The sequence below is a fragment of the Dolichospermum sp. LEGE 00240 genome (assembly GCF_015207875.1).
In the GTDB taxonomy this organism is placed as follows: domain Bacteria; phylum Cyanobacteriota; class Cyanobacteriia; order Cyanobacteriales; family Nostocaceae; genus Dolichospermum; species Dolichospermum gracile.
Genome location: NZ_JADEVZ010000008.1, coordinates 54445 through 75170, shown reverse-complemented (window position 1 = coordinate 75170; position 20726 = coordinate 54445). Strand labels below are relative to the sequence as shown.

Annotated in this window: 35 protein-coding genes and 1 pseudogene; 14 read left to right on the top strand and 22 right to left on the bottom strand. The window is 37.9% G+C overall.

The window, feature by feature from the left end; genetic code table 11:
• The first annotated feature begins 22 nt into the window (after positions 1-22).
• The 4 genes from IQ226_RS04565 to IQ226_RS24895 all read left to right on the top strand — a co-directional run bounded on the left by IQ226_RS04565 (position 23) and on the right by IQ226_RS24895 (position 1404).
• On the top strand, positions 23-238 hold the full coding sequence (locus IQ226_RS04565; protein ID WP_190384060.1) for a hypothetical protein: 216 nt from the start codon (positions 23-25) through the stop codon (positions 236-238).
• Positions 239-538, top strand: a complete 300-nt coding sequence (locus IQ226_RS04560; RefSeq protein WP_228039236.1) for a type II toxin-antitoxin system RelE/ParE family toxin — start codon at positions 239-241, stop codon at positions 536-538.
• A gap of 354 nt (positions 539-892) precedes the next feature.
• Positions 893-1126, top strand: coding sequence for a hypothetical protein (locus tag IQ226_RS04555; protein WP_027402781.1), 234 nt, complete (start codon positions 893-895; stop codon positions 1124-1126).
• Between the two features lie 134 nt (positions 1127-1260).
• Complete coding sequence (locus tag IQ226_RS24895) at positions 1261-1404, top strand: hypothetical protein (protein WP_228039235.1); 144 nt, start codon at positions 1261-1263, stop codon at positions 1402-1404.
• Positions 1405-1493: 89 nt separating this feature from the next.
• Here IQ226_RS24895 and IQ226_RS04545 read toward each other — a convergent pair whose 3' ends face one another.
• The 6 genes from IQ226_RS04545 to IQ226_RS04520 form a co-directional block, all read right to left on the bottom strand.
• Complete coding sequence (locus IQ226_RS04545; RefSeq protein WP_193892631.1) at positions 1494-2069, bottom strand: Uma2 family endonuclease; 576 nt, start codon at positions 2067-2069, stop codon at positions 1494-1496.
• Positions 2070-2120: 51 nt separating this feature from the next.
• Positions 2121-2456 carry a XisI protein gene (locus IQ226_RS04540; RefSeq protein WP_193892628.1) on the bottom strand — a complete coding sequence of 112 codons (336 nt, stop codon included), beginning with the start codon at positions 2454-2456 and terminating at the stop codon, positions 2121-2123.
• On the bottom strand, positions 2444-2665 hold the full coding sequence (locus IQ226_RS04535; protein ID WP_228039234.1) for an element excision factor XisH family protein: 222 nt from the start codon (positions 2663-2665) through the stop codon (positions 2444-2446). Before IQ226_RS04535 ends, IQ226_RS04540 begins: the two co-directional genes overlap by 13 nt.
• Positions 2666-2697: 32 nt before the next feature.
• Positions 2698-3114, bottom strand: coding sequence for a hypothetical protein (locus IQ226_RS04530; RefSeq protein ID WP_168357577.1), 417 nt, complete (start codon positions 3112-3114; stop codon positions 2698-2700).
• Between the two features lie 12 nt (positions 3115-3126).
• Positions 3127-3504, bottom strand: coding sequence for a papain fold toxin domain-containing protein (locus IQ226_RS04525; RefSeq protein WP_193847906.1), 378 nt, complete (start codon positions 3502-3504; stop codon positions 3127-3129).
• A gap of 68 nt (positions 3505-3572) precedes the next feature.
• Positions 3573-3833: a hypothetical protein gene (locus tag IQ226_RS04520; RefSeq protein WP_193892626.1), complete on the bottom strand. Its 261-nt coding sequence runs from the start codon at positions 3831-3833 to the stop codon at positions 3573-3575.
• Between IQ226_RS04520 and IQ226_RS04515 the strand changes: the two genes are divergently transcribed.
• A complete protein-coding gene (locus IQ226_RS04515) occupies positions 3824-4159 on the top strand; it encodes a hypothetical protein (RefSeq protein ID WP_193892623.1) in 336 nt (111 codons plus the stop codon). The two genes, IQ226_RS04520 and IQ226_RS04515, sit on opposite strands and share 10 nt — an antisense overlap.
• Positions 4160-4248: 89 nt before the next feature.
• Entirely contained in the window at positions 4249-5046 is a 798-nt protein-coding gene (locus tag IQ226_RS04510; protein ID WP_190385501.1) for a hypothetical protein, read from the top strand.
• Between the two features lie 13 nt (positions 5047-5059).
• On the opposite strand, the gene IQ226_RS04505 is transcribed toward IQ226_RS04510, so the two are convergent.
• The 13 genes from IQ226_RS04505 to IQ226_RS04445 form a co-directional block, all read right to left on the bottom strand.
• Positions 5060-6235, bottom strand: coding sequence for a DNA cytosine methyltransferase (locus IQ226_RS04505; protein ID WP_193892621.1), 1176 nt, complete (start codon positions 6233-6235; stop codon positions 5060-5062).
• Positions 6236-6366: 131 nt separating this feature from the next.
• Positions 6367-6942 carry a Uma2 family endonuclease gene (locus tag IQ226_RS04500; protein WP_193892619.1) on the bottom strand — a complete coding sequence of 192 codons (576 nt, stop codon included), beginning with the start codon at positions 6940-6942 and terminating at the stop codon, positions 6367-6369.
• 18 nt (positions 6943-6960) lie between these two features.
• The gene (locus tag IQ226_RS04495; protein WP_193892617.1) at positions 6961-7260 is read right to left on the bottom strand and encodes a HigA family addiction module antitoxin; all 300 of its coding nucleotides are present in this window, start codon (positions 7258-7260) and stop codon (positions 6961-6963) included.
• Entirely contained in the window at positions 7253-7501 is a 249-nt protein-coding gene (locus IQ226_RS04490; RefSeq protein WP_193892615.1) for a hypothetical protein, read from the bottom strand. The genes IQ226_RS04495 and IQ226_RS04490 overlap by 8 nt, the downstream gene beginning before the upstream one ends.
• Positions 7502-7918: 417 nt before the next feature.
• Complete coding sequence (locus IQ226_RS04485; protein ID WP_027402776.1) at positions 7919-8131, bottom strand: type II toxin-antitoxin system HicB family antitoxin; 213 nt, start codon at positions 8129-8131, stop codon at positions 7919-7921.
• A gap of 1 nt (position 8132) precedes the next feature.
• On the bottom strand, positions 8133-8381 hold the full coding sequence (locus IQ226_RS04480; protein WP_193892613.1) for a type II toxin-antitoxin system HicA family toxin: 249 nt from the start codon (positions 8379-8381) through the stop codon (positions 8133-8135).
• Between the two features lie 135 nt (positions 8382-8516).
• Positions 8517-8855 carry a type II toxin-antitoxin system HicB family antitoxin gene (locus tag IQ226_RS04475; protein ID WP_190384061.1) on the bottom strand — a complete coding sequence of 113 codons (339 nt, stop codon included), beginning with the start codon at positions 8853-8855 and terminating at the stop codon, positions 8517-8519.
• 53 nt (positions 8856-8908) lie between these two features.
• Positions 8909-9169 carry a type II toxin-antitoxin system HicA family toxin gene (locus IQ226_RS04470; RefSeq protein ID WP_039203745.1) on the bottom strand — a complete coding sequence of 87 codons (261 nt, stop codon included), beginning with the start codon at positions 9167-9169 and terminating at the stop codon, positions 8909-8911.
• Between the two features lie 50 nt (positions 9170-9219).
• A complete protein-coding gene (locus IQ226_RS04465) occupies positions 9220-9465 on the bottom strand; it encodes a hypothetical protein (RefSeq protein ID WP_193892611.1) in 246 nt (81 codons plus the stop codon).
• A gap of 52 nt (positions 9466-9517) precedes the next feature.
• Positions 9518-9730, bottom strand: a complete 213-nt coding sequence (locus tag IQ226_RS04460) for a type II toxin-antitoxin system HicB family antitoxin (protein ID WP_027402776.1) — start codon at positions 9728-9730, stop codon at positions 9518-9520.
• Between the two features lies 1 nt (position 9731).
• On the bottom strand, positions 9732-9980 hold the full coding sequence (locus IQ226_RS04455; RefSeq protein ID WP_193892607.1) for a type II toxin-antitoxin system HicA family toxin: 249 nt from the start codon (positions 9978-9980) through the stop codon (positions 9732-9734).
• Positions 9981-10030: 50 nt separating this feature from the next.
• Entirely contained in the window at positions 10031-11833 is a 1803-nt protein-coding gene (locus tag IQ226_RS04450) for a DUF262 domain-containing protein (protein ID WP_193892604.1), read from the bottom strand.
• A 65-nt stretch (positions 11834-11898) separates the two neighbouring features.
• Positions 11899-15885, bottom strand: a complete 3987-nt coding sequence (locus IQ226_RS04445) for a magnesium chelatase subunit H (RefSeq protein WP_193892601.1) — start codon at positions 15883-15885, stop codon at positions 11899-11901.
• A gap of 331 nt (positions 15886-16216) precedes the next feature.
• Between IQ226_RS04445 and IQ226_RS04440 the strand changes: the two genes are divergently transcribed.
• The 3 genes and pseudogenes from IQ226_RS04440 (at position 16217) to IQ226_RS25545 (ending at position 17366) form a co-directional block, all read left to right on the top strand.
• Positions 16217-16690: a hypothetical protein gene (locus IQ226_RS04440; protein WP_193892598.1), complete on the top strand. Its 474-nt coding sequence runs from the start codon at positions 16217-16219 to the stop codon at positions 16688-16690.
• Positions 16689-16763: pseudogene (locus tag IQ226_RS25840) on the top strand (Uma2 family endonuclease); the annotation flags it as partial. The gene IQ226_RS04440 and the pseudogene IQ226_RS25840, both read left to right, overlap by 2 nt.
• Positions 16764-17243: 480 nt before the next feature.
• Entirely contained in the window at positions 17244-17366 is a 123-nt protein-coding gene (locus tag IQ226_RS25545) for a hypothetical protein (RefSeq protein ID WP_255539950.1), read from the top strand.
• Positions 17367-17388: 22 nt separating this feature from the next.
• On the opposite strand, the gene IQ226_RS04435 is transcribed toward IQ226_RS25545, so the two are convergent.
• The 3 genes from IQ226_RS04435 to IQ226_RS04425 form a co-directional block, all read right to left on the bottom strand.
• Entirely contained in the window at positions 17389-17634 is a 246-nt protein-coding gene (locus IQ226_RS04435; RefSeq protein WP_193892594.1) for a hypothetical protein, read from the bottom strand.
• A 94-nt stretch (positions 17635-17728) separates the two neighbouring features.
• Positions 17729-18112 (bottom strand): type II toxin-antitoxin system VapC family toxin, encoded by a 384-nt coding sequence (locus tag IQ226_RS04430; protein WP_027402759.1) that lies wholly within the window; start codon positions 18110-18112, stop codon positions 17729-17731.
• Positions 18096-18362: a hypothetical protein gene (locus IQ226_RS04425; protein ID WP_193892591.1), complete on the bottom strand. Its 267-nt coding sequence runs from the start codon at positions 18360-18362 to the stop codon at positions 18096-18098. Before IQ226_RS04425 ends, IQ226_RS04430 begins: the two co-directional genes overlap by 17 nt.
• 340 nt (positions 18363-18702) lie before the next feature.
• Between IQ226_RS04425 and IQ226_RS04420 the strand changes: the two genes are divergently transcribed.
• The 5 genes from IQ226_RS04420 (at position 18703) to IQ226_RS04400 (ending at position 20680) form a co-directional block, all read left to right on the top strand.
• Entirely contained in the window at positions 18703-18870 is a 168-nt protein-coding gene (locus IQ226_RS04420) for a hypothetical protein (protein ID WP_193892588.1), read from the top strand.
• A 197-nt stretch (positions 18871-19067) separates the two neighbouring features.
• Positions 19068-19364, top strand: a complete 297-nt coding sequence (locus IQ226_RS04415) for a hypothetical protein (protein ID WP_193892585.1) — start codon at positions 19068-19070, stop codon at positions 19362-19364.
• A gap of 4 nt (positions 19365-19368) precedes the next feature.
• Positions 19369-19767 (top strand): type II toxin-antitoxin system VapC family toxin, encoded by a 399-nt coding sequence (locus IQ226_RS04410; RefSeq protein WP_193892582.1) that lies wholly within the window; start codon positions 19369-19371, stop codon positions 19765-19767.
• A gap of 202 nt (positions 19768-19969) precedes the next feature.
• Positions 19970-20263: a hypothetical protein gene (locus IQ226_RS04405; protein ID WP_193892579.1), complete on the top strand. Its 294-nt coding sequence runs from the start codon at positions 19970-19972 to the stop codon at positions 20261-20263.
• 9 nt (positions 20264-20272) lie between these two features.
• Positions 20273-20680 (top strand): type II toxin-antitoxin system VapC family toxin, encoded by a 408-nt coding sequence (locus IQ226_RS04400; RefSeq protein ID WP_193892576.1) that lies wholly within the window; start codon positions 20273-20275, stop codon positions 20678-20680.
• Positions 20681-20726 lie beyond the last annotated feature (46 nt).

Here is a 20726-nt window from a genome sequence, read left to right as displayed (position 1 = left end):
TAGTTCACTGTTTAAAGCAACTATGCAAATTAAAGAAATGACGGCGGAACAGTTACAAAACTTAATCCGTACTACTGTAGATGAAATGCTAGATGAATACTTCGGTGATCCTGATGAGGGTAGGGAAATCAAAGAATCATTTAAGCAGAGTTTATTGGAAATCCGGCGTAAACGTCAAGAAGGAAGACCTACTATTCCTCTAGACGAAGTTTATAAAAGGTATGGGATAGAAGGTTAAATGAGTTATTCTGTAAGTTTTGAATCAGAGTCTATCACTGATTTAGATAATTTAGATCAGGTTGTGCGTCTGAGGATTCTGAATAAAATTCAATGGTTAAGTCTCAATTTTGAGCAGATAACTCCTCTATCTCTTACAGGTCAATGGTCAGGTTTTTATAAGTTAAGAGTGGGTGATTATCGAGTTATTTATGAGTTAGATATAGAAGAACAATTAATCATTATCATTAGAGGATGTTTGAAAAGTTTCCGGCGATTAGAAATCGCTACTACACAAACAAAGTCCACCTGCGTGGACTAACGAAAAATCAAGGCTTTTGAACCCACGTTCGCGTAGCGTTCCGAAGGAATAGGTGGGTTTCGTCTGTGTAGCTGCGACTTCTAGTCGCCCTTGCAAGTAATAAATTAGACTTTTCAAACACCCTCTTAGAATTGGTCATCGTAGGGAAATTTATTAGATCAACATCCCCAAACAGCGAACTGCTTGCAGCAGCGCTAGTTCCCTCCGGGAGGCTCCGCGAACGCTATCGCACTCTCAACACCCCCAAAACTAAAACAGCGATCGCAAGCATCCCCACATCCCAAACAGCGATTGCTTATCTATAGTGTATAGTTAAAGTAATAACATCAGCTAAATTGGCTCACGGTAAAAATTATGTTGCAAGCAATTGAAGGAATTTATAAAGATGGTAAAGTAGAACTTAAAGAATTACCATCTGATATTTCAGAAAGTCTGGTTATTGTCACTTTTTTAAAGTGGGAAAAAAATCACCCAAAAAATAAAATAATGAAGTTTGGTATGTTTTCTGGTAATAACCAGTCAACAGAAGCGGATTTTGAAGTTGCTGAATTTCATGGGGATAGTGAGGACAGTTTAGACTGGTCATAATAAATTATGAAATATGTCCTAGATACTCATGCTTTAATCTGGTTTCTTGAAGGTAATTTAAAGTTAGGTGCAAATGCTAAACTTATCCTCGTGTGGTAATTTATCCTCTTGATCAAGATGTAATTGAAATGACTATGAACTTATCTGCTATTAATGAAATGCACGATAGACAAATTGCGGCAACTGCGTTAGTTTTAGCTAGTAAAGGTGAAGTTGTACGGTTATTGACGTGCGATAAAAATATAACTACGTCGGGTTTGGTTGCTATTGTTTGGTAGTTTGTAACAGCTATTCCTATGTCGCGCTAGTTCCCTCCGGGACGCTTTGCGAACGCTATCGCACTTCCTCCACATCATCAAAGAGGATATTACCAAATCATCCCCAAATTCAACACAAAACCATTTAAAACATTTTCCCCCGAAACCGTAGCAGGAGAATCCAAAACCTCAACCTCCTTTCCTGGTCTATAAATCTCCACTTGACGAGATTTCCGATTAATTAATATCCCCAAACGCACACCATTATCTATATATTCCTTCATCTTTTCCTGTGTAGTCTTCAAACTATCACTAGGAGAAAGTAACTCAATGACAAAATCAGGACAAATAGGAGGAAACTTTTCCTTTTCCTCATCAGTTAAAGCATCCCATCTTTCTAACTTTATCCAAGCAGCACTAGGAGAATAAATAGCAGCATTTGCTAAAATAAAACCGACATCAGAACCAAAAACTACACCTTGTGATTTGTTATCGTTCCAATTTGCTAATTGAGCAGTTAAACCAGCATTAATATTGCTAGTTATACCACCCAACAAAGGTTTTAATATCAGACTACCATCAGCATTACGTTCAATTTTGATTAACTCATTAATTTGACATAATTCAAAAAATTGATTATCAGTTATTTGAAGTGATGAAGGTAAATACAATGTGATATTATCCATATAATTTGTTAGAGAAATGAGTTTGATGCTGAATTAATATTCGTTAAATAATTAACCCACAGCATACTCTGTAAACTTCCTCATAAAAGGAGACTGAAAACCTAAGACAATATCCTCTTTACTCACTCCAGCAGCCACTAAATCAGCAGCAATATCATCTTCTGTACCATTCCATTGCAGCCAAATTTTGCCACCTTTAATATCAATATGAATGATACAACTATGTACCCAATCTTGACCTTCCCAACCCACATGAACTATTTGATAATGATCACGTTGTGTATCAAAAATTGTCTCAACTTCTATATTGCCGTAAGCTGGTTGTGCTTCACCATATTCTTTTAATATTTCTTGGACAATTTGGCGGTATTGAGTTAATTTATCCATTGAAAAATCACCTCTTTCTCTACATCATAAATTACCATTTTTACACTATTTTCTAAAATCATATCTTTGGGAAAATCTAGTTGAAAAAATGTTTTGTAAGTTGTTAAAGGTACTGCTAAATATAAAACACGCTCCGGTTCTAATCTTTTCAATGCACCAATTACAGTACCAAAAAGCGAACCGCTTACAGCAGTGCTTCGCTTACGCATCCCTACATCCCAAATAGCGATATCTCAAGTAATTATACAGTCACTCTCTCTTGTGTTAGTGAAAGATTTGATTCAGTAAGTTTTTCTTGACTCATCTCCTCTCTTGTAGCACTTTCGCTATTACAAAATTGATCAAATAATTCAAAAAAGTTATTTAGTGCATCTCTTTCATCCGCAGAATAAAAAAGAATAATACTATCCCATCCATGCGAAGAACTAATTTTAAATCTTGTCTGTACCCATTCTTGAAATTGATTAAATTCTAGCTCTTGTTGAGTTGGTGGTAAACCTAAATCTGACCTAGATCCCATATATCCATCTAAAAAAGCTCTTAGTCGAGTAATTGAACATTGACCTAGAAACATTCCTGGTCTTTGTTTAATTCTTTGGAGCATTTCATAGAAATATTCATCGGGAATTAGAGTAATACTATGATGATTATTTTCCATAATCTTTAACACCTAAAAAGTTTCTTCTGTGGTTTGGAACTGCTGCCCGTTATACAGTTTATTATAAAACAGTAAGTTGGCTAACCATTGATTTCTAGTAATTCCATCAGGATGATGATTATCAAATATCATTTCTACTCCATCTATTATAATCATAATCCCTTGATGACGACCATTAATAGAGATTGCATCCCCAGAAACACTTTCATCATAGATATAACTATCGCGTCCTATTCCTGAACCTGTATAAAGTTTTAGCCGCTTTCCCGAAATTCTCTGTGATACCAAGTAATCTTGGATAGCTTGAGCGCATTCAACACATTCCAGATTCTTATATTTGGCAATAATTTCTTTAACTTTGTAGATTTGCTCAATACTAATTGGAATCAAGTTTTCTCCTAAAGAGTCAAAGATAAGTGGTTATTTTATCACTAAAGCGATCGCTGCGGAGCATTTCGCTACACCCACAAAAAGCAAACTACTTGCAGCAGCGCAACGCTTACGCACTCCCACACCCCAAAACAGCGATCGCACCCCTCCACATCCCAAAAAAGCGAACTGCTTGCAGCAGCGCAACGCTTACGCACTCCCACACATCCCCAAAAAGCGATTCCTACGGAGCGCTTCGCTATCGCACTTCCCAACATTCCCGAAATAGCGATCGCACTCCCAACATCCCTAAACGCGATCGCACCCCACATTCCCAAAAGTGATCGCACTCCCACACATCCCCAAAAAGCGATCGCACCCTCCACACTCCCAAAACAGCGAACTGCTTGCAGCAGCGCTTCGCTATCGCACTTCTCACACATCCCAAAACGCGATCGCACATCCCCATATTGCTTATTCTATAATTACATTACCAGGAAGCGATCGCACTCCCAACATCCCTAAACGCGATTCCTACGGAGCGCTTCGCTATCGCACTCCCACATCCCCAAAAAGCGAACTGCTTGCAGCAGCGCTTCGCTATCGCACTCCCAACATCCTCAAAAAGCGATCACTCTTGCATAGTAATTTTGTACTTATTAATATTTTACACTAACAATCAAATACAATTTCCGTAGATATGACAGTTTAGGGGGTAATTTTGGGTAATACTAAGAAAGCTCAATAAGTTAAATATAGCTTTGTATGTCTACTGAATTAACTGCTGAAACTTTAATCCCACTTTCTGTCCAAGAACGGAAAGCACTAATTTTGCATCATGCTTCATTAATTGATGTGACTCACATCGCAGATGAAGATTTACACATAGCATATAAATATGGAATAATTATATCCTCAATAGCACCAGCTTACTTTCAATATCAAATTGCACAAGACAAGCAGAATGGATCTGTTTTAGAATTAGATAGACAATCTCAGTTAATTAGTAGTAAAACTGAAAAATTTGCAGACGATTTTATTGAGTGGTTAAAACTTGACTTTGAAAAGAAAAATTCAATAATTAAGGATCATCCTAACCCATCCAATCTTTTTGAACTCTGTGGAGCTAAATTGCTAGTTACTAGCAACTCAGTGACAAGAAGTCTGAGTACAACAATGGGAAGTCTCTGGGAAAAGATATCTGATATTAGTCCTTATATTATTAACCCAGAATTTGAATTTGGAATTAAAATTACTGGAATTGATATTCTACTCTTTTCGGAAGAAACAGTTAAGTTTGCACAACTAAAAACCCTAAAAGGAACATTGACTGGTTCGCAAGTACCAAGAGCAAAAAAAGAATTAAGCATTCATAAAAACTCTTTGTTTATAGCAGCTTTTGATTTAGGTAAATGGACTTTTTCAAATAGAAGTAACATTCCTCGTATTGCTGGTAAACCATTTTGGAATATGATTTGCATGGATTATGATCTAGTTGAAAATCATATCCGAGATATGTTACAGAAAATTGATCAAGCATTTGCTGAATTAGCCACAAAATAAATAGTTACCAAATCTATAGAGAAAAAAGTGAAAGTTGTTCAGATATCTCTTTACCTTTTGCTTTGTTTCCTTGAATTAAGTTGAAAAGATAACTCCCAAGTTCTTTCGCAAGTAATACCGGAACTGCATTACCAATTTGTTTGTATTTAGAACTGACAGAACCATAAAAAATCCAATCATCAGGAAAAGTTTGAATTCTTGCAGATTCACGGACAGTTAAAGAACGTAATTCTACAGGATGACACATATCTGTAGCTTTTTGGTGTGGACTTGTTGTAATTGTTGGAGAAGGTTTATCCCAAGATAATCTTCTATAAAAACCCACTTTTCCACCTCCCGAATTATAAGCACCTCCCATAGCTTCTTGTTTTAATTCTTCTGGTAAATGCTTCCAGTTTTGTCCAGCTTCCAATAATCTTAAATATTTTAAGCGACTTTCTGGATAAGCCATAAATTCTTGTTCTGTATCAACTAAATCTGTTATAGCATCTTCTAAAGTTCGCCATTTAGGTAAAATTTTACCATCTTTGCAATATTTCGGAATGGGAAATGTAGCAGCTTCACCATCTCTAGAACCAATAAATACTACACGCGATCTATTCTGTGGAACGCCATAATCTGCGGCTTCTAAAAGGTTATAAACGACGTTGTAGCCTATTTCCTTCATTTCTGATAATACTACTTTTAAAGCAGCACCAGCTATTTCATCAGTTTCTAAGGGTGGGTAATCTTTTCCTCTTTGGTTAATTGGTCTATGACGAAGTGGAGCAGAAAGCAAACCTTTGACATTTTCCATTAAGAAAAAACGGGGTTGGACTTCTTCAACGATGCGAACAAAGTCCATGAATAAACTACCGCGAGGGTCCATAACTGAACCTCTTTTCCCTGCGGTACTAAATGGCTGACAAGGTGGACCACCAGTTACTAAATCTACTTCTCCTGGTTGTAAAGCACGTCCTAAATTTAAAACCATTCCCCCTTCTTCAAGTAATTCTTGAGAACTGACGTTTTGTATTTCTCTGGGAATAGCACTTTCCTGCAAAAATGGACGATTAAGCGCAATTGTTTTTGTAGCATCACGGTCTTTTTCTACTACACTTACTGTATGAAATCCTGCTTGTTCCATACCCAAATCTAGACCAAAAGCACCTGTAAATAAGGAAATAGAAATAGCTTTACCATCTATCATTCTTGTCGTTCCCCAACAATTACTAAAATCAATAGTTATATAATGAGATGTATAAGGAACTTGCTCATATATGACTAGTTAGATTAAGTGTATCACTTTTTGGAGATAAATAGATTTAATAATTGTAAACATTACCAAATCATCCCCAAATTCAAAACAAAACCCTTTAAAACATCTTCCCCCGAAACCGTAGCAGGAGAATCTAAAACCTCAACCTCCTTACCTGGTCTATAAATTTTCACCTGACAAGATTTACGATTAATTAATATACCCAAACGTACACCATTATCTATATATTCCTTCATCTTTTCCTGTGTAGTTTTCAAACTATCACTAGGAGAAAGTAACTCAATGACAAAATCAGGACAAATGGGAGGAAACTTTTCCTTTTCTTCTTTAGTTAAATTATTCCATTTTTCCAACTTTATCCAAGCAGCACTAGGAGAACGAATCGCACCATTTGGTAAAATAAAACCGACATCAGAACCAAAAACTACACCTTGTGATTTGTGATCGTTCCAATTTGCTAATTGAGCAATTAAACCAGAATTAATATTGCCAGTTATACCACCCAATAAAGGCTTTAATATCCGACTACCATCAGCATTACGTTCAATTTTGATTAATTCATTAATTTGACATAATTCAAAAAATTGATCATCAGTTATTTGAATTGATGGAGGTAGATAGAGAGTGATAAAATCCATATTTATTCTACACTAATGTCATAACTTTATTATATTTTCCTGATGACTTTGCAAAGCATCCCAAACATCAACTTTTTGCTGAAGATTCAACCACAGTCTCGGTCCATTACCTAAAGCCTTACCAAGACGAATAGCAATATCTACAGTAATGGATTTTTCACCATTAATAATTTCTTGAATTGTTTGATGAGATATTCCTAAAACTTCGGCAAAATCGTGATAATTAACTTCTAAATCATCTAAAGTATCTGCAATTACTTCACCTGGATGTATTGGTCTTGCTAATCTCTCATCAGTAATATTTTGCCAATTATTCATAATTAATACTCCTTGAATATTTCAGCCCACAGCATATGCTGACATACATATCTATCATTACTCCCGGTTCGCTCATTTTTTTTGGAGTTCGAGAAATTGCCAAAAAAATAGAAAATCTAGATTTCGTAATGGTTTTAGCGATTTCCCGAAATTTAGCTTGAACTACCCTCGGTGCTAAAAACTCTATTTTTATGCGAACTGCTTGCAGCAGCGCTTCGCTATCGCCTACGTCATAGTACATTTGAATTACAGGCTAAAACCCCTATTAAATCGTTCAGGTTTTTTCTAACTCAATTTAAAATAGGCGAACCGGGAGTCATTGTATTGCTTATTCCATAATTACAGTACCAAAAAGCGATTCCTACGGAGCGCTTCGCTATCGCACTTCCCAACATTCCCGAAATAGCGATCGCACCCCCAACCCCAAAAGCGATCGCACCCCACATTCCCAAAAGCGAACTGCTTGCAGCAGCGCTTCGCTATCGCTCACAACCCCCTAATTTTAAGTGATCGCAATTTCAACTTACTCCTAAACAGCGATCGCACTCCCACACCCCAAAAACGATTCCTACGGGGCACTTCGCTATCGCACCTTCCAAACCTCAAAACAGCGATACCTTCGGTCAGCTTCACTATCGCACATCCCCAAAAGCATCAATTAAGCAGACATTAAACGCTGTGTAGGTTCAGGAATTTTTCGACCTAACTCTTGTGCAGTTTCTATCCATTCCTGCATAATAATTTCTATATTTTGCAGTGCTTCTTGATAAGTTTCTCCATCAGCAGCACATCCCGGTAAATCTGGAACTTCTGCGATAAATGATTGGTCTTCTTCACTCCAATAGAGATTAATTTCATAGCGCAGAGTCATCTTAACCTCCTAGCTGATATTTAAGTAACATTTCCCGGACTTGTTTAACTTGATATACTTTGGCTTTTCCTTGTTTGGGTTGAAGGTTCAAGATTTCTTCAACTCCTTCTTTTGTAAAAATGTGGTGACTACCACGAATTCTTTCATCAAATCCTAATCTGATTAAGAGTTGACACAATTGCTCAAAGGATATATTTGTGTCAGATGCGCCTGATAGTATCTTAGCTAATAGCTTGTCTTGTTGACTCACAAGTTATGATTTTGTTAACTCAAATGTTTATAATAACCGAAAGCGATTCCTACGGAGCGCTTCGCTATCGCACCCCTCACATCCCCAAAAGCGATCGCACCCCAAACATCCCCAAAACTTAGAAAAATATTGAATCTATGCTTTGACTGATTTTTCAGCAGCATTAATTAGTATTTCATCCATCCAAGCATTGATACTTTTTCCAGCTTTTTTAGCTGCAATAAAAATTTTTCTGTGATGTTCTGGAGTAGTTCTAAATGGCAATTTTCCAGAAAAAGGTTTATCCGGTTCTTCTCCTAATTCTTCACAAAAAGCTAGATAACCATCAATAGAAGTTTCAAATTCTTGACGTGCTTCTTCTACCGTTTTAGCTTTAAAAGTAATTACATCATTAATATCAAGAACACGACCAAAAAGTATTCCTGCTTCTACATCTACTTCAATTGATGCTGTATATCCTTTGTAAGTCAACATAATTTTAATAATCCTCACTCAGTTTTTTTGTGGTTGATTTTACTACAAACTATTTATGGTTCAATTCCTGCTTTTATCAAAAATTCTCTCACTGATTTCACTGCTCCTTTATCGGTTTCTTTTTCTGGATGTGGTTCATGGAAATAACCTCTAACATCATTTAATTTAACTCTTACTCGTGAACCGCTACCTTGACTAATATCAGCACCTAAAGCTGTAAATAAATTTTCTATATCTTGCCAAATAATGTTTGCTGGTACGGGATTTGTAAAAATTAATTCTAAAATCTTTTGCTGTTTATTATTAAGATTCATCCTTTTTTACTTTTAACAGAAGCTAATATATAACATATCACATTATGATATCATGTCAACAAATAATCTACAGTTACTCGTCTAAAAAGCGATCGCACCTTCACACCCCCAAACGCGATCGCACCCCACATCCCTAAAAGCGATCGCATCCCACACATCCCCAAAAGCGATCGCATTCCCACACCCCCAAACAGCGATCGCATCACCCCCACATCTCCAAACAGCGATCGCACCCCCAACATCCCCAACGAGCGATTCCTACGGAGCGCTTCGCTATCGCACATCCCCATACCCATAATAGCGATTCCTACGGAGCGCTTCGCTATCGCACATCCCCAAAAGCATCAATTAAGCAGACATTAAACGCTGTGTAGGTTCAGGAATTTTTCGACCTAACTCTTGTGCAGTTTCTATCCATTCCTGCATAATAATTTCTATATTTTGCAGTGCTTCTTGATAAGTTTCTCCATCAGCAGCACATCCCGGTAAATCTGGAACTTCTGCGATAAATGATTGGTCTTCTTCACTCCAATAGAGATTAATTTCATAGCGCAGAGTCATCTTAACCTCCTAGCTGATATTTAAGTAACATTTCACGAACTTGTTTAACTTGATATACTTTGGCTTTTCCTTGTTTGGGTTGAAGGTTCAAGATTTCTTCAACTCCTTCTTTTGTAAAAGTGTGGTGACTACCACGAATTCTTTCATCAAATCCTAATCTGATTAAGAGTTGACACAATTGCTCAAAGGATATATTTTCATCAGATGCGCCTGATAGTATCTTAGCCAGGAGTTTATCTTTTTGGCTCATGGATTGTTATGCCGTCTTAATATTTATATATCGACTAAAGAAATCTCCTGTTATTGAAATAAGCTATACACGGCACTAATTTTTTCCCCTGATAATTCTTGAGATTGCTTTTCATGTCCATCCCTTATGTAAAGTTTGTTGTCATACCATACAGGCTCTCTTCCTGCGTGTATTTCAATCATCAATACTGTATGGTCATGATATGTAATAGGGGTTAATGAGGTATTAATGCTAGTTTTTAGCCATTCCGGTAATTTAGAGTCTCTAATTTTTCTACTAATTTGTAGTATATACTGATCGAGAGTTATGTTTTGAATATTTGCCTCTCTCTCTATTCCTACAATACCGAAAGGAAAGAATCTAGGTGCGGATATTCCATCAAGCTTTTCAATTTGTTTCGTATCTTTTTCTGTATCAGATATTCCTAAAAATATGTATCCTTTTTTCTCTTTGCCTAGATTTGCCATAGCTGCTATATTCTGACAAATTTTCTCAAAACAATCTTGATCAAAACTTCGATTAGCAGGATTTAATAAAACTAACCCTTGCTTAAAATCATAATTTGGAGCTTCTGTTTTTGAGCGTCTTAGGTAATTTTCTAAATCTATAGCATAAGAGCCACTACTACGAGTTGTAGATGTTGATATTTTAAAATAACTTTGAATTAATCCTTTAGTTAAGTTAATATTTTTAGTCCTTTTATCCGTTGTAATAGCTGAACTGACTTCTATTTTTTCCATCAGTCCCGTCACCGCATTAAAAATTTCCTGACAATTAAAAGGTTCTTTAGATTCTTTGATAATTAGATCATAAAAAGCCATAAATAATGTATAAAATGGCTCTTTTACTGGATTGCTAACTTTTCCCTCACGACTCAGAACTCTTCTAAGAAAGTTTTTCTCAGCAGCTATATCTGGAGATACTACAGAATTAACAGCATTTTTTATATATGATAATACACCTTTAATATCTTTTCTTAGATTTTCTATTCCATATCTTGTAACTGCTAACTCTATTTCATCTGATTTATCTGTATCACCTTTACCGTAATAAGAGTCAAATCTATCTTTTTTTGCTGGAAATGGTTTTCCCAAAGCTATAGAGAGTAATATATCTGCTAACAATTGTTCATCTGCACTTTCTCGTAAATCAGAATTACTAATAATACCTTGATGACACCAAAATGTATCTTCTGCAAGCACTCCATATCCTAAATTAATGGATTTATAATCAACACTTATTTCTGGCATTTCCGTCAGAGGAACAATTTCTCTGGAGACATCACCTCGTATTTCAGAAGCTAATGATCTCACTAATTCTGCAAACTTACTTGTAACTCCAGCTTGTCTTACTTCTTGTGCTGATAAATGTTTCCCATTAGAGTTTATTCTATTAAATACATCTTCTATTTGTTTATTACTTTCAGCCTCATAAATAGTAACTGCTAATGAATATTCTAAAAAATCTACGCATTCTTGAGCAGTGAGTAAATTTTCTGTCGTGGTTTGTATTGGTTGAAATACTTTTTGAGTGCTTAATTCATTAGCTAATGGATGCTTTGTAACATCAAAAAATTTGTTATTTGTAGAAAAGTGATTTTCTATAAAACTAAAAATAGCGTTTAATCTTTGCATACCATCAATAATTTCATACATATCTCTTCCATCTTTCTTAAATTTGCCAAACAAAATTAGTGGAATAGGATATTTTAAAAGTATGCTTTCTATTAAAGATGCCTTCTCTGATTTAGCCCATACCAGTTTACGTTGGTATCTTCTATTTACAATAAGATTATTTTCTCTATAAAGACGATATAACTCTAATATACTAATTCCTTTGGGTGTAATACTCATAGTTTCTTTTATTAATTCAAAATTTAAGGTGGGCTATTTACCCACCTTGTGTACTATATCACAATCTACTCAATTCCCTCAATCCGATTTTCCACCTCCTGATACAACTCTCTCAACCGGTCTAAATTCTCCTCGCTAGTCTCCCAATAACCGCGTCCATTCATTTCCAACAAAGTAGAAACAATCTTGCGGAAAGAATGAGGATTGAGATTCATCAACCGCTTTTGCATTTCCTCATCTTTGATGAAAGTTTCGTTTGTGTCCTCATAAATCCAATTATCCACAGCGCCAGCAGTCGCACTCCAACCAGTGGTATTAACCAACCGTTTAGAAAGTTCCCGCACACCTTCATAACCGTGAGATAACATCCCCTCATACCATTTGGGATTTAACAACTTAGTCCGCGCATCTAAACGCACAGTTTCTGATAAAGTTCTCACCTGTGCATTCGCGGTAGTTGTATCTGCAATGTAAGAGGATGGTTTCTTGCCATCTGCACGCAGACTTGCTACTAACTTAGTAGGATCAGAGTCAAAATAGTGGGAAACATCTGTTAAACTGATTTCCGAAGAATCGAGATTCTGGAAAGTTGCATCAGCAGTTTTCAAAGTCGTTTCAAAAATCTCCCGCGACTCATCCATAACCCCAGGATTATCAGAATTGAAAGAGAAAGATTTCCGTTTCAAATACATTTCTTGTAACTCAGCTTCACTATCCCAAGTGCTATTCTCCACCGCTAAGTTAATGTTAGAAGAATAAGAACCAGAAGCATTAGAGAAAACGCGAGTTGCAGCTTGACGCAGATTTATCCCCATTTCTTCCGCTTGTTTTAAAGCGTGCTTGCGGACAAAGTTCATTTCCAAAGGTTCATCAGCTTCAGCAGCCATTTTCACACCTTGGTCAAGCAGGTTCATTTGGTTAATGAACAAGTCGCGGAATACACCAGAACAGTTAATAACAACGTCAATTCTGGGACGACCCAATTCTTCCAAAGGTATCAATTCCAACTTGTTCACCCGTCCCAAAGCATCGGGAACTGGACGCACTCCCACCATCCACATAATTTGGGCGAGGGATTCACCGTAGGTTTTGATGTTATCTGTACCCCAGAGGACACAGGCAATGGTTTCCGGCCAATTTCCATCATTTTCAGACTTGTTCCGTTCCAACAACCTATCAACGACGATTTTCGCAGATTGGACTGCGGCGGAAGTGGGGATAGATTGGGGATCTAAAGCATGAATATTTTTACCAGTGGGTAATACGTCAGGATTACGGATAGGATCACCACCGGGTCCGGGTAAAATATATTCACCGGCTAAACCTTGGAGAAGTCCACCCAGTTCGTTATCTGCACAAACTTGTTTTAAGCAAAATTCCAAATATTCAAACAGGGGTTTTAACGCAGAGGTGTCAACTTTGGGATAACCTGATTGATGCAGTGATTCCACCCAAGGTTCTTTTCTCCCCATGTTGAAGAAGTTCAACTTGGAAACAGCTATCACTCTACCTTCTGCGTCAATTTGTTCTTGGACTAAAGCTGTGACAGCCGCACGGGTAGCGAGGGTGATATCTTGTAATAATTGCACATCTGCCAAAATGCCGGCATCGTTGTTTTTGTAGATATCTTCAATGTTGCGTCCCATACTTTTGGCAATAATTCCGGGTAAACCTTGAATTTCTTCCTCTTGTCGGTCTAAACTGGCAATATTGACTAAAGTGGCGATCGCTTCTTCGGCAGTAGGAGGTTTACCAATCACGTGCAGTCCACAAGGTAACAACCGTGATTCAATTTCCATCAACCTGCGATAAACGCTACCAACAATATTATCCCGTTCCTCCGGTGTCATATCCTTAGAATCGGTTTCTGGTAACTCAATATCCTTGTCTAAGTTGACAATGCGGCATTTATCCATGATGGAATTGACAATGGAAACGCCGCGTCCTGTGTCTTTCAAAGTTTGGTAAGAAGCAATTAACTCGCTAAGTTCCTTCAAACCCTTGTATAAACCAGCATTTTCCGCAGGTGGTGTCAGGTAAGAAATTGTTTCTGCATAACTGCGACGTTTGGCAATTGTGGCTTCACTGGGGTTATTGGCTGCGTAATAATACAGATTGGGAATTGAGCCAATTAGTTGATCTGGGTAACAATCACCAGACATTCCCATTTGCTTACCGGGCATAAATTCCAATGAGCCATGTGTCCCAAAGTGTAACACAGCATCAGCGCCCCAAATCCGTTCTAGATAGGTGTAGTAAGCTGCAAAACCGTGATGAGGACTAGCAGAACGGGAGAATAACAACCGCATGGGGTCGCCTTCATAACCAAATGTTGGCTGCACACCAATGAAGACATTACCAAATTGTTTCCCGTAAATCAAGAGATTTTGTCCGTCGCTGTTGAGGTTTCCGGGTGGTGGTCCCCAGTTTTCTTCTAAGCGTTGGGAGTATGGTGTCAGTGCTTCATATTCTGGCACAGACATTTTGTAAGCAACGTTGAGTTCAGGACTGTTGTATTGTGCTTGTGCGTCGTGGATGACTTGTTCTAGCAACTCTTGGGGAGTTTCGGGAATGTCCTGCACGTCGTAACCGTTGTTTCTCAGTCCTTTCATAACTTCATGGATAGAACCGAATACATCTAAATATGCGGCTGTTCCCACGTTACCTTTATCGGGAGGGAAACTGAAAACGGTGATAGCGACTTTTTTGATTAATTTAGGTTTGCGGCGCAGACTTGCCCATTTTAATGCCCGTTGGGCAACAATTTCTACACGGTCTTGGAGGGCGATCGCTTTCCCAGTTGCCCCATCTTTACCTGATAAGATAATCGGCTCAATTGCCCCGTCTAATTCAGGTATAGCAATCTGTAAAGCCACTTGAATGGGATGTAACCCCAAATCGCTATCTAGCCATTCTTCGGTGGTTTGGAAGACCAAAGGCAAGGCAACCATGTAGGGACGATTTAACCGTTTTAATGCTTCAATAGCTTTAGGATGATCTTGTCTCGCTGGTCCACCCACCAAAGCAAAACCAGTTAGAGAAACTACCGCATCTACTAACTGTAATTTAGTTGTAGGTTCATAAAAGTAAGCTTCTATTGGTTTAGAGAAATCCAAACCACCAGCAAACACAGGCAGAACTTTTGCACCTAATGATTCCAATTCCTGGACAATTGCCACATAATGGGCATCATCGCCGGTAACTAGGTGAGTTCTTTGTAAAACCAAGCCTACACATGGTGCAAGAGGATCTTTGAGATTTCTAGAAATATCTCTGCGGACAGCATACCAGTTCAGATATTCTCGCACATCCTCAAACATACTCGGCGCTAAAGGATGCCAAATTCCCATGTCGGGATAAACAACTGGTGCTTCGTACTTAGCAGCAGCAAAGCTTTCTTTTTCCGCGCCTTTCAATACGTATTTATCAGCCAGCATCAGCAAGAAGTTTTCCAGGTTTTCCGCTGAACCACCTAGCCAATACTGAAAACTGAGCATGAAGTTTCTCGCGTCTTGTGCTTTTTCCATGGGGAGGAATTTCAGCACTTGGGGAAGTGTCCGCAACAACTTCAACATTCCGTCTTGGAAACCAGCGCCAGATTTTTCTTTGCGCTTTTTCATGAAGTTAGCGATGACGCTCTTGGATTGTCCTAACTGCGCCAAAGAGAAGCTACCCATTTTATTGAGGCGCATAACTTCGGGCATGGAGGGAAAGACAACCGACACATCTAGATTATCACGATGGGGTTCAACTGCGGCAACTACTTTTTGTGCTAAGTCTTCAATAAAAATCAGAGAAGCAATGAATATATTAGCACTGGCTATATCGCGTTTCAACTCCTCATAGTTTTCAGAGTTGCGTAGTTCTTCAATCAAGTATCCACTGATTTCTATGGCAACGCTGGGATGATTAGCGTTAATTTCCCGTACCGCTTGCGATAATGCACTTTGGTATTGGGATTCTAGCACGACATAGACAACCTTGATTAATTTACGTCCCCGTAAATTGTCAGGTGCAATATGTCGAATCGTGGACTTGACTTGGGTAAACATTCAAATAAGCTCCTTTAAGGCGTGTTCTCATGAAGTTAGTCGCGGCTAATATGGCCGTTTGTAACTGCAATTATTTTCGGCAATAAGAGTTTTTTAGCAGAAAACTCGGATTCTGTGGGGGTTTTGTCCTATATCTGACACAAAATGATATAGAAAACAACATATTTATTCATGAATCTTAACAAAGAATGCAGGTTTTCTCACCTGTTTTTAAATTTTGTTTACATACTTGTTTCAGCATCTAGTGCTAGTGATAAAAAAATAAGTAAATACTTCTGTATAATTAAGGTACTATTAAAAATAGTCGTCTTTTTAGCTTGGTGAGTACCAAATGAGTGACCTCAAGAAAATAGATACCAATGCCTATGTGACAGTACAGGGACAATATGCTGTGGTCAATGAAGGTGCAGGTTACGCAATTATCAACATTCAAACAAAGCAGATAGTTGCTCGTAATATTTCATCTTTCCTTGACTGTGTAAAAACGCTGGAATACATTGTTGGAAAGGGTGAATCTCAAGATCCAATTCAACATTCTACGTCTAACGAAAATCCACCTCAAATACAATATTCTACGTCTAACGAAAATCCACCTCAGATACAATTAACTAACTTTGGTGTTAAACCAGATGTACAACGACTTATTGAAATCTACGCTCCAGCTACAGTGAGAGTGGAGAAGAAGGTGCATTGGAACCGAAGCCGATACAAGTGCTACGATCTATCTGGTAACTGTCTTGGACGGGTTAAAGGAAAACAAGGAGATCGCTATTGGGAAGACATAAACGGTAATAAACATTACTAAGAGAAACTTTCCTCCCATTTGTTTTGTAATTGAGTTACTTTCTCCTAGTGATAGTTTGAAAACTAGACAGGATTTACAGATTAATCAATAATCAAGAATTGGTTTGTGGTCAGTTATGATTTTTTTGTCTGAATCAGGATAACCAGGATTAAAGGATTTACAGGATGTTATTTAATAATTGTTGGTGAAAATTTGGGGATGATTTTGTTTATTCTGATATGGCTAACGCCACGCTACGCTATCAAACAATTACAACATTAACTACCAACAAACAAATGAGCAATTACATCCTGTACATCCTCAAATCCTGGACATCCTGATTCAGACAAAAAATCCGCGTTTATCTGCGTTTATCAGCGTTCACTCCTGAATCAAGGATCAAAAATAGGCGATCGTTTAAAATTAGGGTTGTGTGCGATCGCTGTTTGGGGATGTTGGAGAGCGATCATCTAAAATTGGGGTGGTTGTGAGCGATCGCCATTTAGGAATAAATTAGGAGAGTGATAGTTTAAAATTAGGGGGTTGTGAGCGATCCCTGTTTGGGGATGTTGGGGTGCGATTGTTTAAAATTGGGGTGGTTGTGTGCGATCGCTGTTTGGGGATGTTGGGAGAGCGATCGTTTAAAATTAGGGGTTGTGTGCGATCGCTGTTTAGGAATAAGTTGGGAGAGCGATAGCGAAGCGCTCCGTAGGAATCGTTTAAAATTGGGGGAGTTGTGAGCGATCGCTGTTTAGGAATAAGTTGGGAAAGCGATCGTTTAAGATTGGGGTGGTTGTGAGCGATCGCTGTTTGGGGATGTTGGGAGTGCGATAGTTTAAAATTAGGTAGTGCGATCGCTGTTTGGGGATGTTGGGGTGCGATAGCGAAGCGCTCCGTAGGAATCGGTTAAAATTAGGGTTGTGTGCGATCGCTGTTGAGGATATTAGTTGGAAGAGCGATCGCATAAAATTAGGGTAGTTGTGAGCGATAGCGAAGCACTCCGTAGGAATTTAGATTACATCCATCAAGAGTTGCACTTTATTTAATTCTCATTCCTAATTATCTTTTATATGGTTGTATTGTTATTAAACCTGGAATAACAGCATAATGCTTCACATTAAATGTATGTAATGGTAAACCGAAAGCAATTGATGTTTGACCGATCAAAGCATCAATTAACCCAAGATTATGACTGAGATTATAATCTGCAAATGTTTCTAATGCTTGATCACAAGTTTCAGGTGTTGGCCAAATTACTTCAACATTAGCAATAAATTTGCGAATTTCCTGCAATTCCAACTTATTTCTACATCCTTGCATCAATTCCATCGCTACATAACCAGGTAAAGCAATTTCTTCCTCTCCCAAAGAACTTAACCAACTAATAGCAGGTGGATATTTACGCAGAAAGTCAATCATAATATCACTATCTAGGAGAATCATGATCTCTCCTTTGTGACTGTTCACGCAACTGACGAGCGTAAGCAAGACTATCTATAATATCGTCGCGTTCTTCCCATAAACCTATCAAGCTTGAATCAAGTAATTCATGAGCAGTTAATACCTTTTTCCTTGTAGGAAGAATGGATAATAAAACAATTACCTCTACCTCTTGTCCTTCTACCACAGGTAAATTTTGAAAAGAGATTTCACCATTTTTCTCTATAGTTTTTTGTAACCTAATTGCTTGCATAATTTTGTCATCCTTACAATAATATAATGCTGCTGTTTAATTAAGTACATTTCTAATTATAGAATATCACAAAAAGAGATCGCTGTTTGGGGATGTAGGGAGGGCGATAGCGAAGCGCTGTTGCAAGCAATTCGTTTAAAATTAGGGGTTGTGTGCGATCGCTCTTTGGGGATGTTAGGGTGCGATCGCATAAAATTAGGGTAGTTGTGTGCGATCGCTATTTAGGGATGTTGGGGTGCGATCGTTTAAAATTAGGGTAGTTATGAGCGATCGCTGTTTGGGGATGTTGGGAGAGCGATAGCGAAGCGCTCCGTAGGAATCGTTTAAAATTAGGGTAGTTGTGAGCGATCGCTGTTTGGGGATGTTGGAGTGCGATCGTTTAAAATTAGGGGGTTGTGAGCGATCGCTGTTTGGGGATATTGGGGTGCGATCGTTTATAATTATGGGGTTGTGTGCGATCGCTGTTTGGGGATGTGGGATGCGATTGTTTAAAATTGGGGGGTTGTGAGCGATCGCTTTTGGGGAGTTGGGAGTGCGATAGCGAAGCGCTCCGTAGGAATTGTTTAAAATTGGGGTAGTTGTGTGCGATAGCGAAGCGCTCCGTAGGAATCGCTGTTTGGGAATGAGTATTAAAGAATTAATTTATTGAACGATATAATATAAATAAGAATTAGATTTTTCCAAAGCACAAACAGAGTAAACATCATGCAAGAACAATTAACCGACTATCAACAAGAACTAACAGAACGCATTTCTCATGTTGTCGATAAACTATTTCGTGGTAGTAGTTTCTACATGGTGAAATTAGATCAATATGAAATGACTGAAATGTTAATAGAATTATTTAGCAGATTTTCCACAGAAGAAATGAGAGCAATTAAAGAACATGATTTAACCAGAAGAATTGATAAAATTCTTGTGTTAGAAGCTGTTGCTGGGACATTAAACGATTTAACACCAGAAGAAATAGCGATTTTTGATGCAGCAGTAGCAGGAAAATAAAACCGTGAATTATTTACTGGATTCAAATATCGTTAGTTACATTTTAAAAAAGAATGCCATTGTAGATAATAAACTCCGAGAAGTCAATATTCAGGGAGGAATGGTATTTATTAGCTGCATTACTTATTATGAAATCAAGAGAGGACTTTTATCTATTAATGCTGTAAAGCAATTGTCTGAATTTCATATCTTTTTTCAAAAATATCAAACATTATTTTTAGATGATTTAGAAATTATTGAAAAATCCTGTGAAATTCATGCCAAATTAAAAGCTAAAGGTACTCCTATCCAAGATGCTGACATTTTAATAGCAGCTACAGCAATTGTCCGGGATTTAATTCTCGTTTCTAATGATTCTGATTTATTAAGAATTGAAGGACTTAAATTAGAAAATTGGTTGTGATAGAAATTTAGGAATAAGTTGGGAGAGCAATCGTTTCAAATTAGGGGGTTGTGTGCGACAGCGAAGCGCTCCGTAGGAATCGCTGTTTGGGGATGTTGGGGTGCGATAGCGAAGCGCTCCGTAGGAATCGTTTAAAATTGGGTTGTGTGCGATCGCCCTTGAGTTTAAATAAAATAGAATCATATAACCACAAAACCGCACTATGACTTCACGACTCGAAAATGCGATCGCTGCTATCCAACAGCTATCATCTATAGAACGTCAACAACTGTTGCAAATCTTTACCCAAAGCAATTTATCCTCAAACTCTCAAACTGATCTTAAAAATCTCAGTCATCAGTTTTGGCAAGATACCACGCTCAAAGAACTACTTGTCACACAGAATCCTATCACCGTAGATAACCTCAAACATCTCGCTGCTGACTTTTGGCCTGAAGAAGACTCCATCGAAGATTTTCTCATTTTCCTACGACAACAACGCCAAGAAGTGATTTAACCAAACGCCATGAGTTTTTACCTCATTGATACTGATATCGCTTCTTTCATCTTCAAAGGTAGTGATTATGCCGACCCTTATTTACCTTATTTAACTGGTCAACAATTAGCAATGTCATTCATGACCGTAGCTGAACTGTTTCAGTGGGCAATTTTGCGTCAATGGGGAGATAGTCGTTTAGCACAACTAGAACAATACCTATCTAACTACTTAATTATTCCAGTTGATCAATCACTTTGTCGAGAATGGGCGTATATTCGTGCCAAGCGACAAAGCGCAGGACGACCAATATCTCCACAAGATGCTTGGATTGCTGCAACGGCTTTACGCTACGATTTACCGCTAGTTACTCACAACATCAAAGACTTTTTGGATATTCCCAATCTACGGCTTATTATCCCTTCATCCCCATTATGAACGTCATAAATAAGAACGATCGCTTAAAATTAGGGTGGTTGTAAGC

Coding starts and splice junctions, on each gene's coding strand:
- IQ226_RS04565 (WP_190384060.1), top strand. CDS start 23: ATGCAAATTAAAGAAATGACGGCGGAACAGTTACAAAACTTAATCCGT.
- IQ226_RS04560 (WP_228039236.1), top strand. CDS start 239: ATGAGTTATTCTGTAAGTTTTGAATCAGAGTCTATCACTGATTTAGAT.
- IQ226_RS04555 (WP_027402781.1), top strand. CDS start 893: ATGTTGCAAGCAATTGAAGGAATTTATAAAGATGGTAAAGTAGAACTT.
- IQ226_RS24895 (WP_228039235.1), top strand. CDS start 1,261: ATGAACTTATCTGCTATTAATGAAATGCACGATAGACAAATTGCGGCA.
- IQ226_RS04545 (WP_193892631.1), bottom strand. CDS start 2,069: ATGGATAATATCACATTGTATTTACCTTCATCACTTCAAATAACTGAT.
- IQ226_RS04540 (WP_193892628.1), bottom strand. CDS start 2,456: ATGGATAAATTAACTCAATACCGCCAAATTGTCCAAGAAATATTAAAA.
- IQ226_RS04535 (WP_228039234.1), bottom strand. CDS start 2,665: ATGCGTAAGCGAAGCACTGCTGTAAGCGGTTCGCTTTTTGGTACTGTA.
- IQ226_RS04530 (WP_168357577.1), bottom strand. CDS start 3,114: ATGGAAAATAATCATCATAGTATTACTCTAATTCCCGATGAATATTTC.
- IQ226_RS04510 (WP_190385501.1), top strand. CDS start 4,249: ATGTCTACTGAATTAACTGCTGAAACTTTAATCCCACTTTCTGTCCAA.
- IQ226_RS04505 (WP_193892621.1), bottom strand. CDS start 6,235: ATGATAGATGGTAAAGCTATTTCTATTTCCTTATTTACAGGTGCTTTT.
- IQ226_RS04500 (WP_193892619.1), bottom strand. CDS start 6,942: ATGGATTTTATCACTCTCTATCTACCTCCATCAATTCAAATAACTGAT.
- IQ226_RS04495 (WP_193892617.1), bottom strand. CDS start 7,260: ATGAATAATTGGCAAAATATTACTGATGAGAGATTAGCAAGACCAATA.
- IQ226_RS04490 (WP_193892615.1), bottom strand. CDS start 7,501: ATGTACTATGACGTAGGCGATAGCGAAGCGCTGCTGCAAGCAGTTCGC.
- IQ226_RS04485 (WP_027402776.1), bottom strand. CDS start 8,131: ATGACTCTGCGCTATGAAATTAATCTCTATTGGAGTGAAGAAGACCAA.
- IQ226_RS04475 (WP_190384061.1), bottom strand. CDS start 8,855: ATGTTGACTTACAAAGGATATACAGCATCAATTGAAGTAGATGTAGAA.
- IQ226_RS04470 (WP_039203745.1), bottom strand. CDS start 9,169: ATGAATCTTAATAATAAACAGCAAAAGATTTTAGAATTAATTTTTACA.
- IQ226_RS04465 (WP_193892611.1), bottom strand. CDS start 9,465: ATGGGTATGGGGATGTGCGATAGCGAAGCGCTCCGTAGGAATCGCTCG.
- IQ226_RS04460 (WP_027402776.1), bottom strand. CDS start 9,730: ATGACTCTGCGCTATGAAATTAATCTCTATTGGAGTGAAGAAGACCAA.
- IQ226_RS04455 (WP_193892607.1), bottom strand. CDS start 9,980: ATGAGCCAAAAAGATAAACTCCTGGCTAAGATACTATCAGGCGCATCT.
- IQ226_RS04450 (WP_193892604.1), bottom strand. CDS start 11,833: ATGAGTATTACACCCAAAGGAATTAGTATATTAGAGTTATATCGTCTT.
- IQ226_RS04445 (WP_193892601.1), bottom strand. CDS start 15,885: ATGTTTACCCAAGTCAAGTCCACGATTCGACATATTGCACCTGACAAT.
- IQ226_RS04440 (WP_193892598.1), top strand. CDS start 16,217: ATGAGTGACCTCAAGAAAATAGATACCAATGCCTATGTGACAGTACAG.
- IQ226_RS04435 (WP_193892594.1), bottom strand. CDS start 17,634: ATGCGATCGCTCTTCCAACTAATATCCTCAACAGCGATCGCACACAAC.
- IQ226_RS04430 (WP_027402759.1), bottom strand. CDS start 18,112: ATGATTCTCCTAGATAGTGATATTATGATTGACTTTCTGCGTAAATAT.
- IQ226_RS04425 (WP_193892591.1), bottom strand. CDS start 18,362: ATGCAAGCAATTAGGTTACAAAAAACTATAGAGAAAAATGGTGAAATC.
- IQ226_RS04415 (WP_193892585.1), top strand. CDS start 19,068: ATGCAAGAACAATTAACCGACTATCAACAAGAACTAACAGAACGCATT.
- IQ226_RS04405 (WP_193892579.1), top strand. CDS start 19,970: ATGACTTCACGACTCGAAAATGCGATCGCTGCTATCCAACAGCTATCA.
- IQ226_RS04400 (WP_193892576.1), top strand. CDS start 20,273: ATGAGTTTTTACCTCATTGATACTGATATCGCTTCTTTCATCTTCAAA.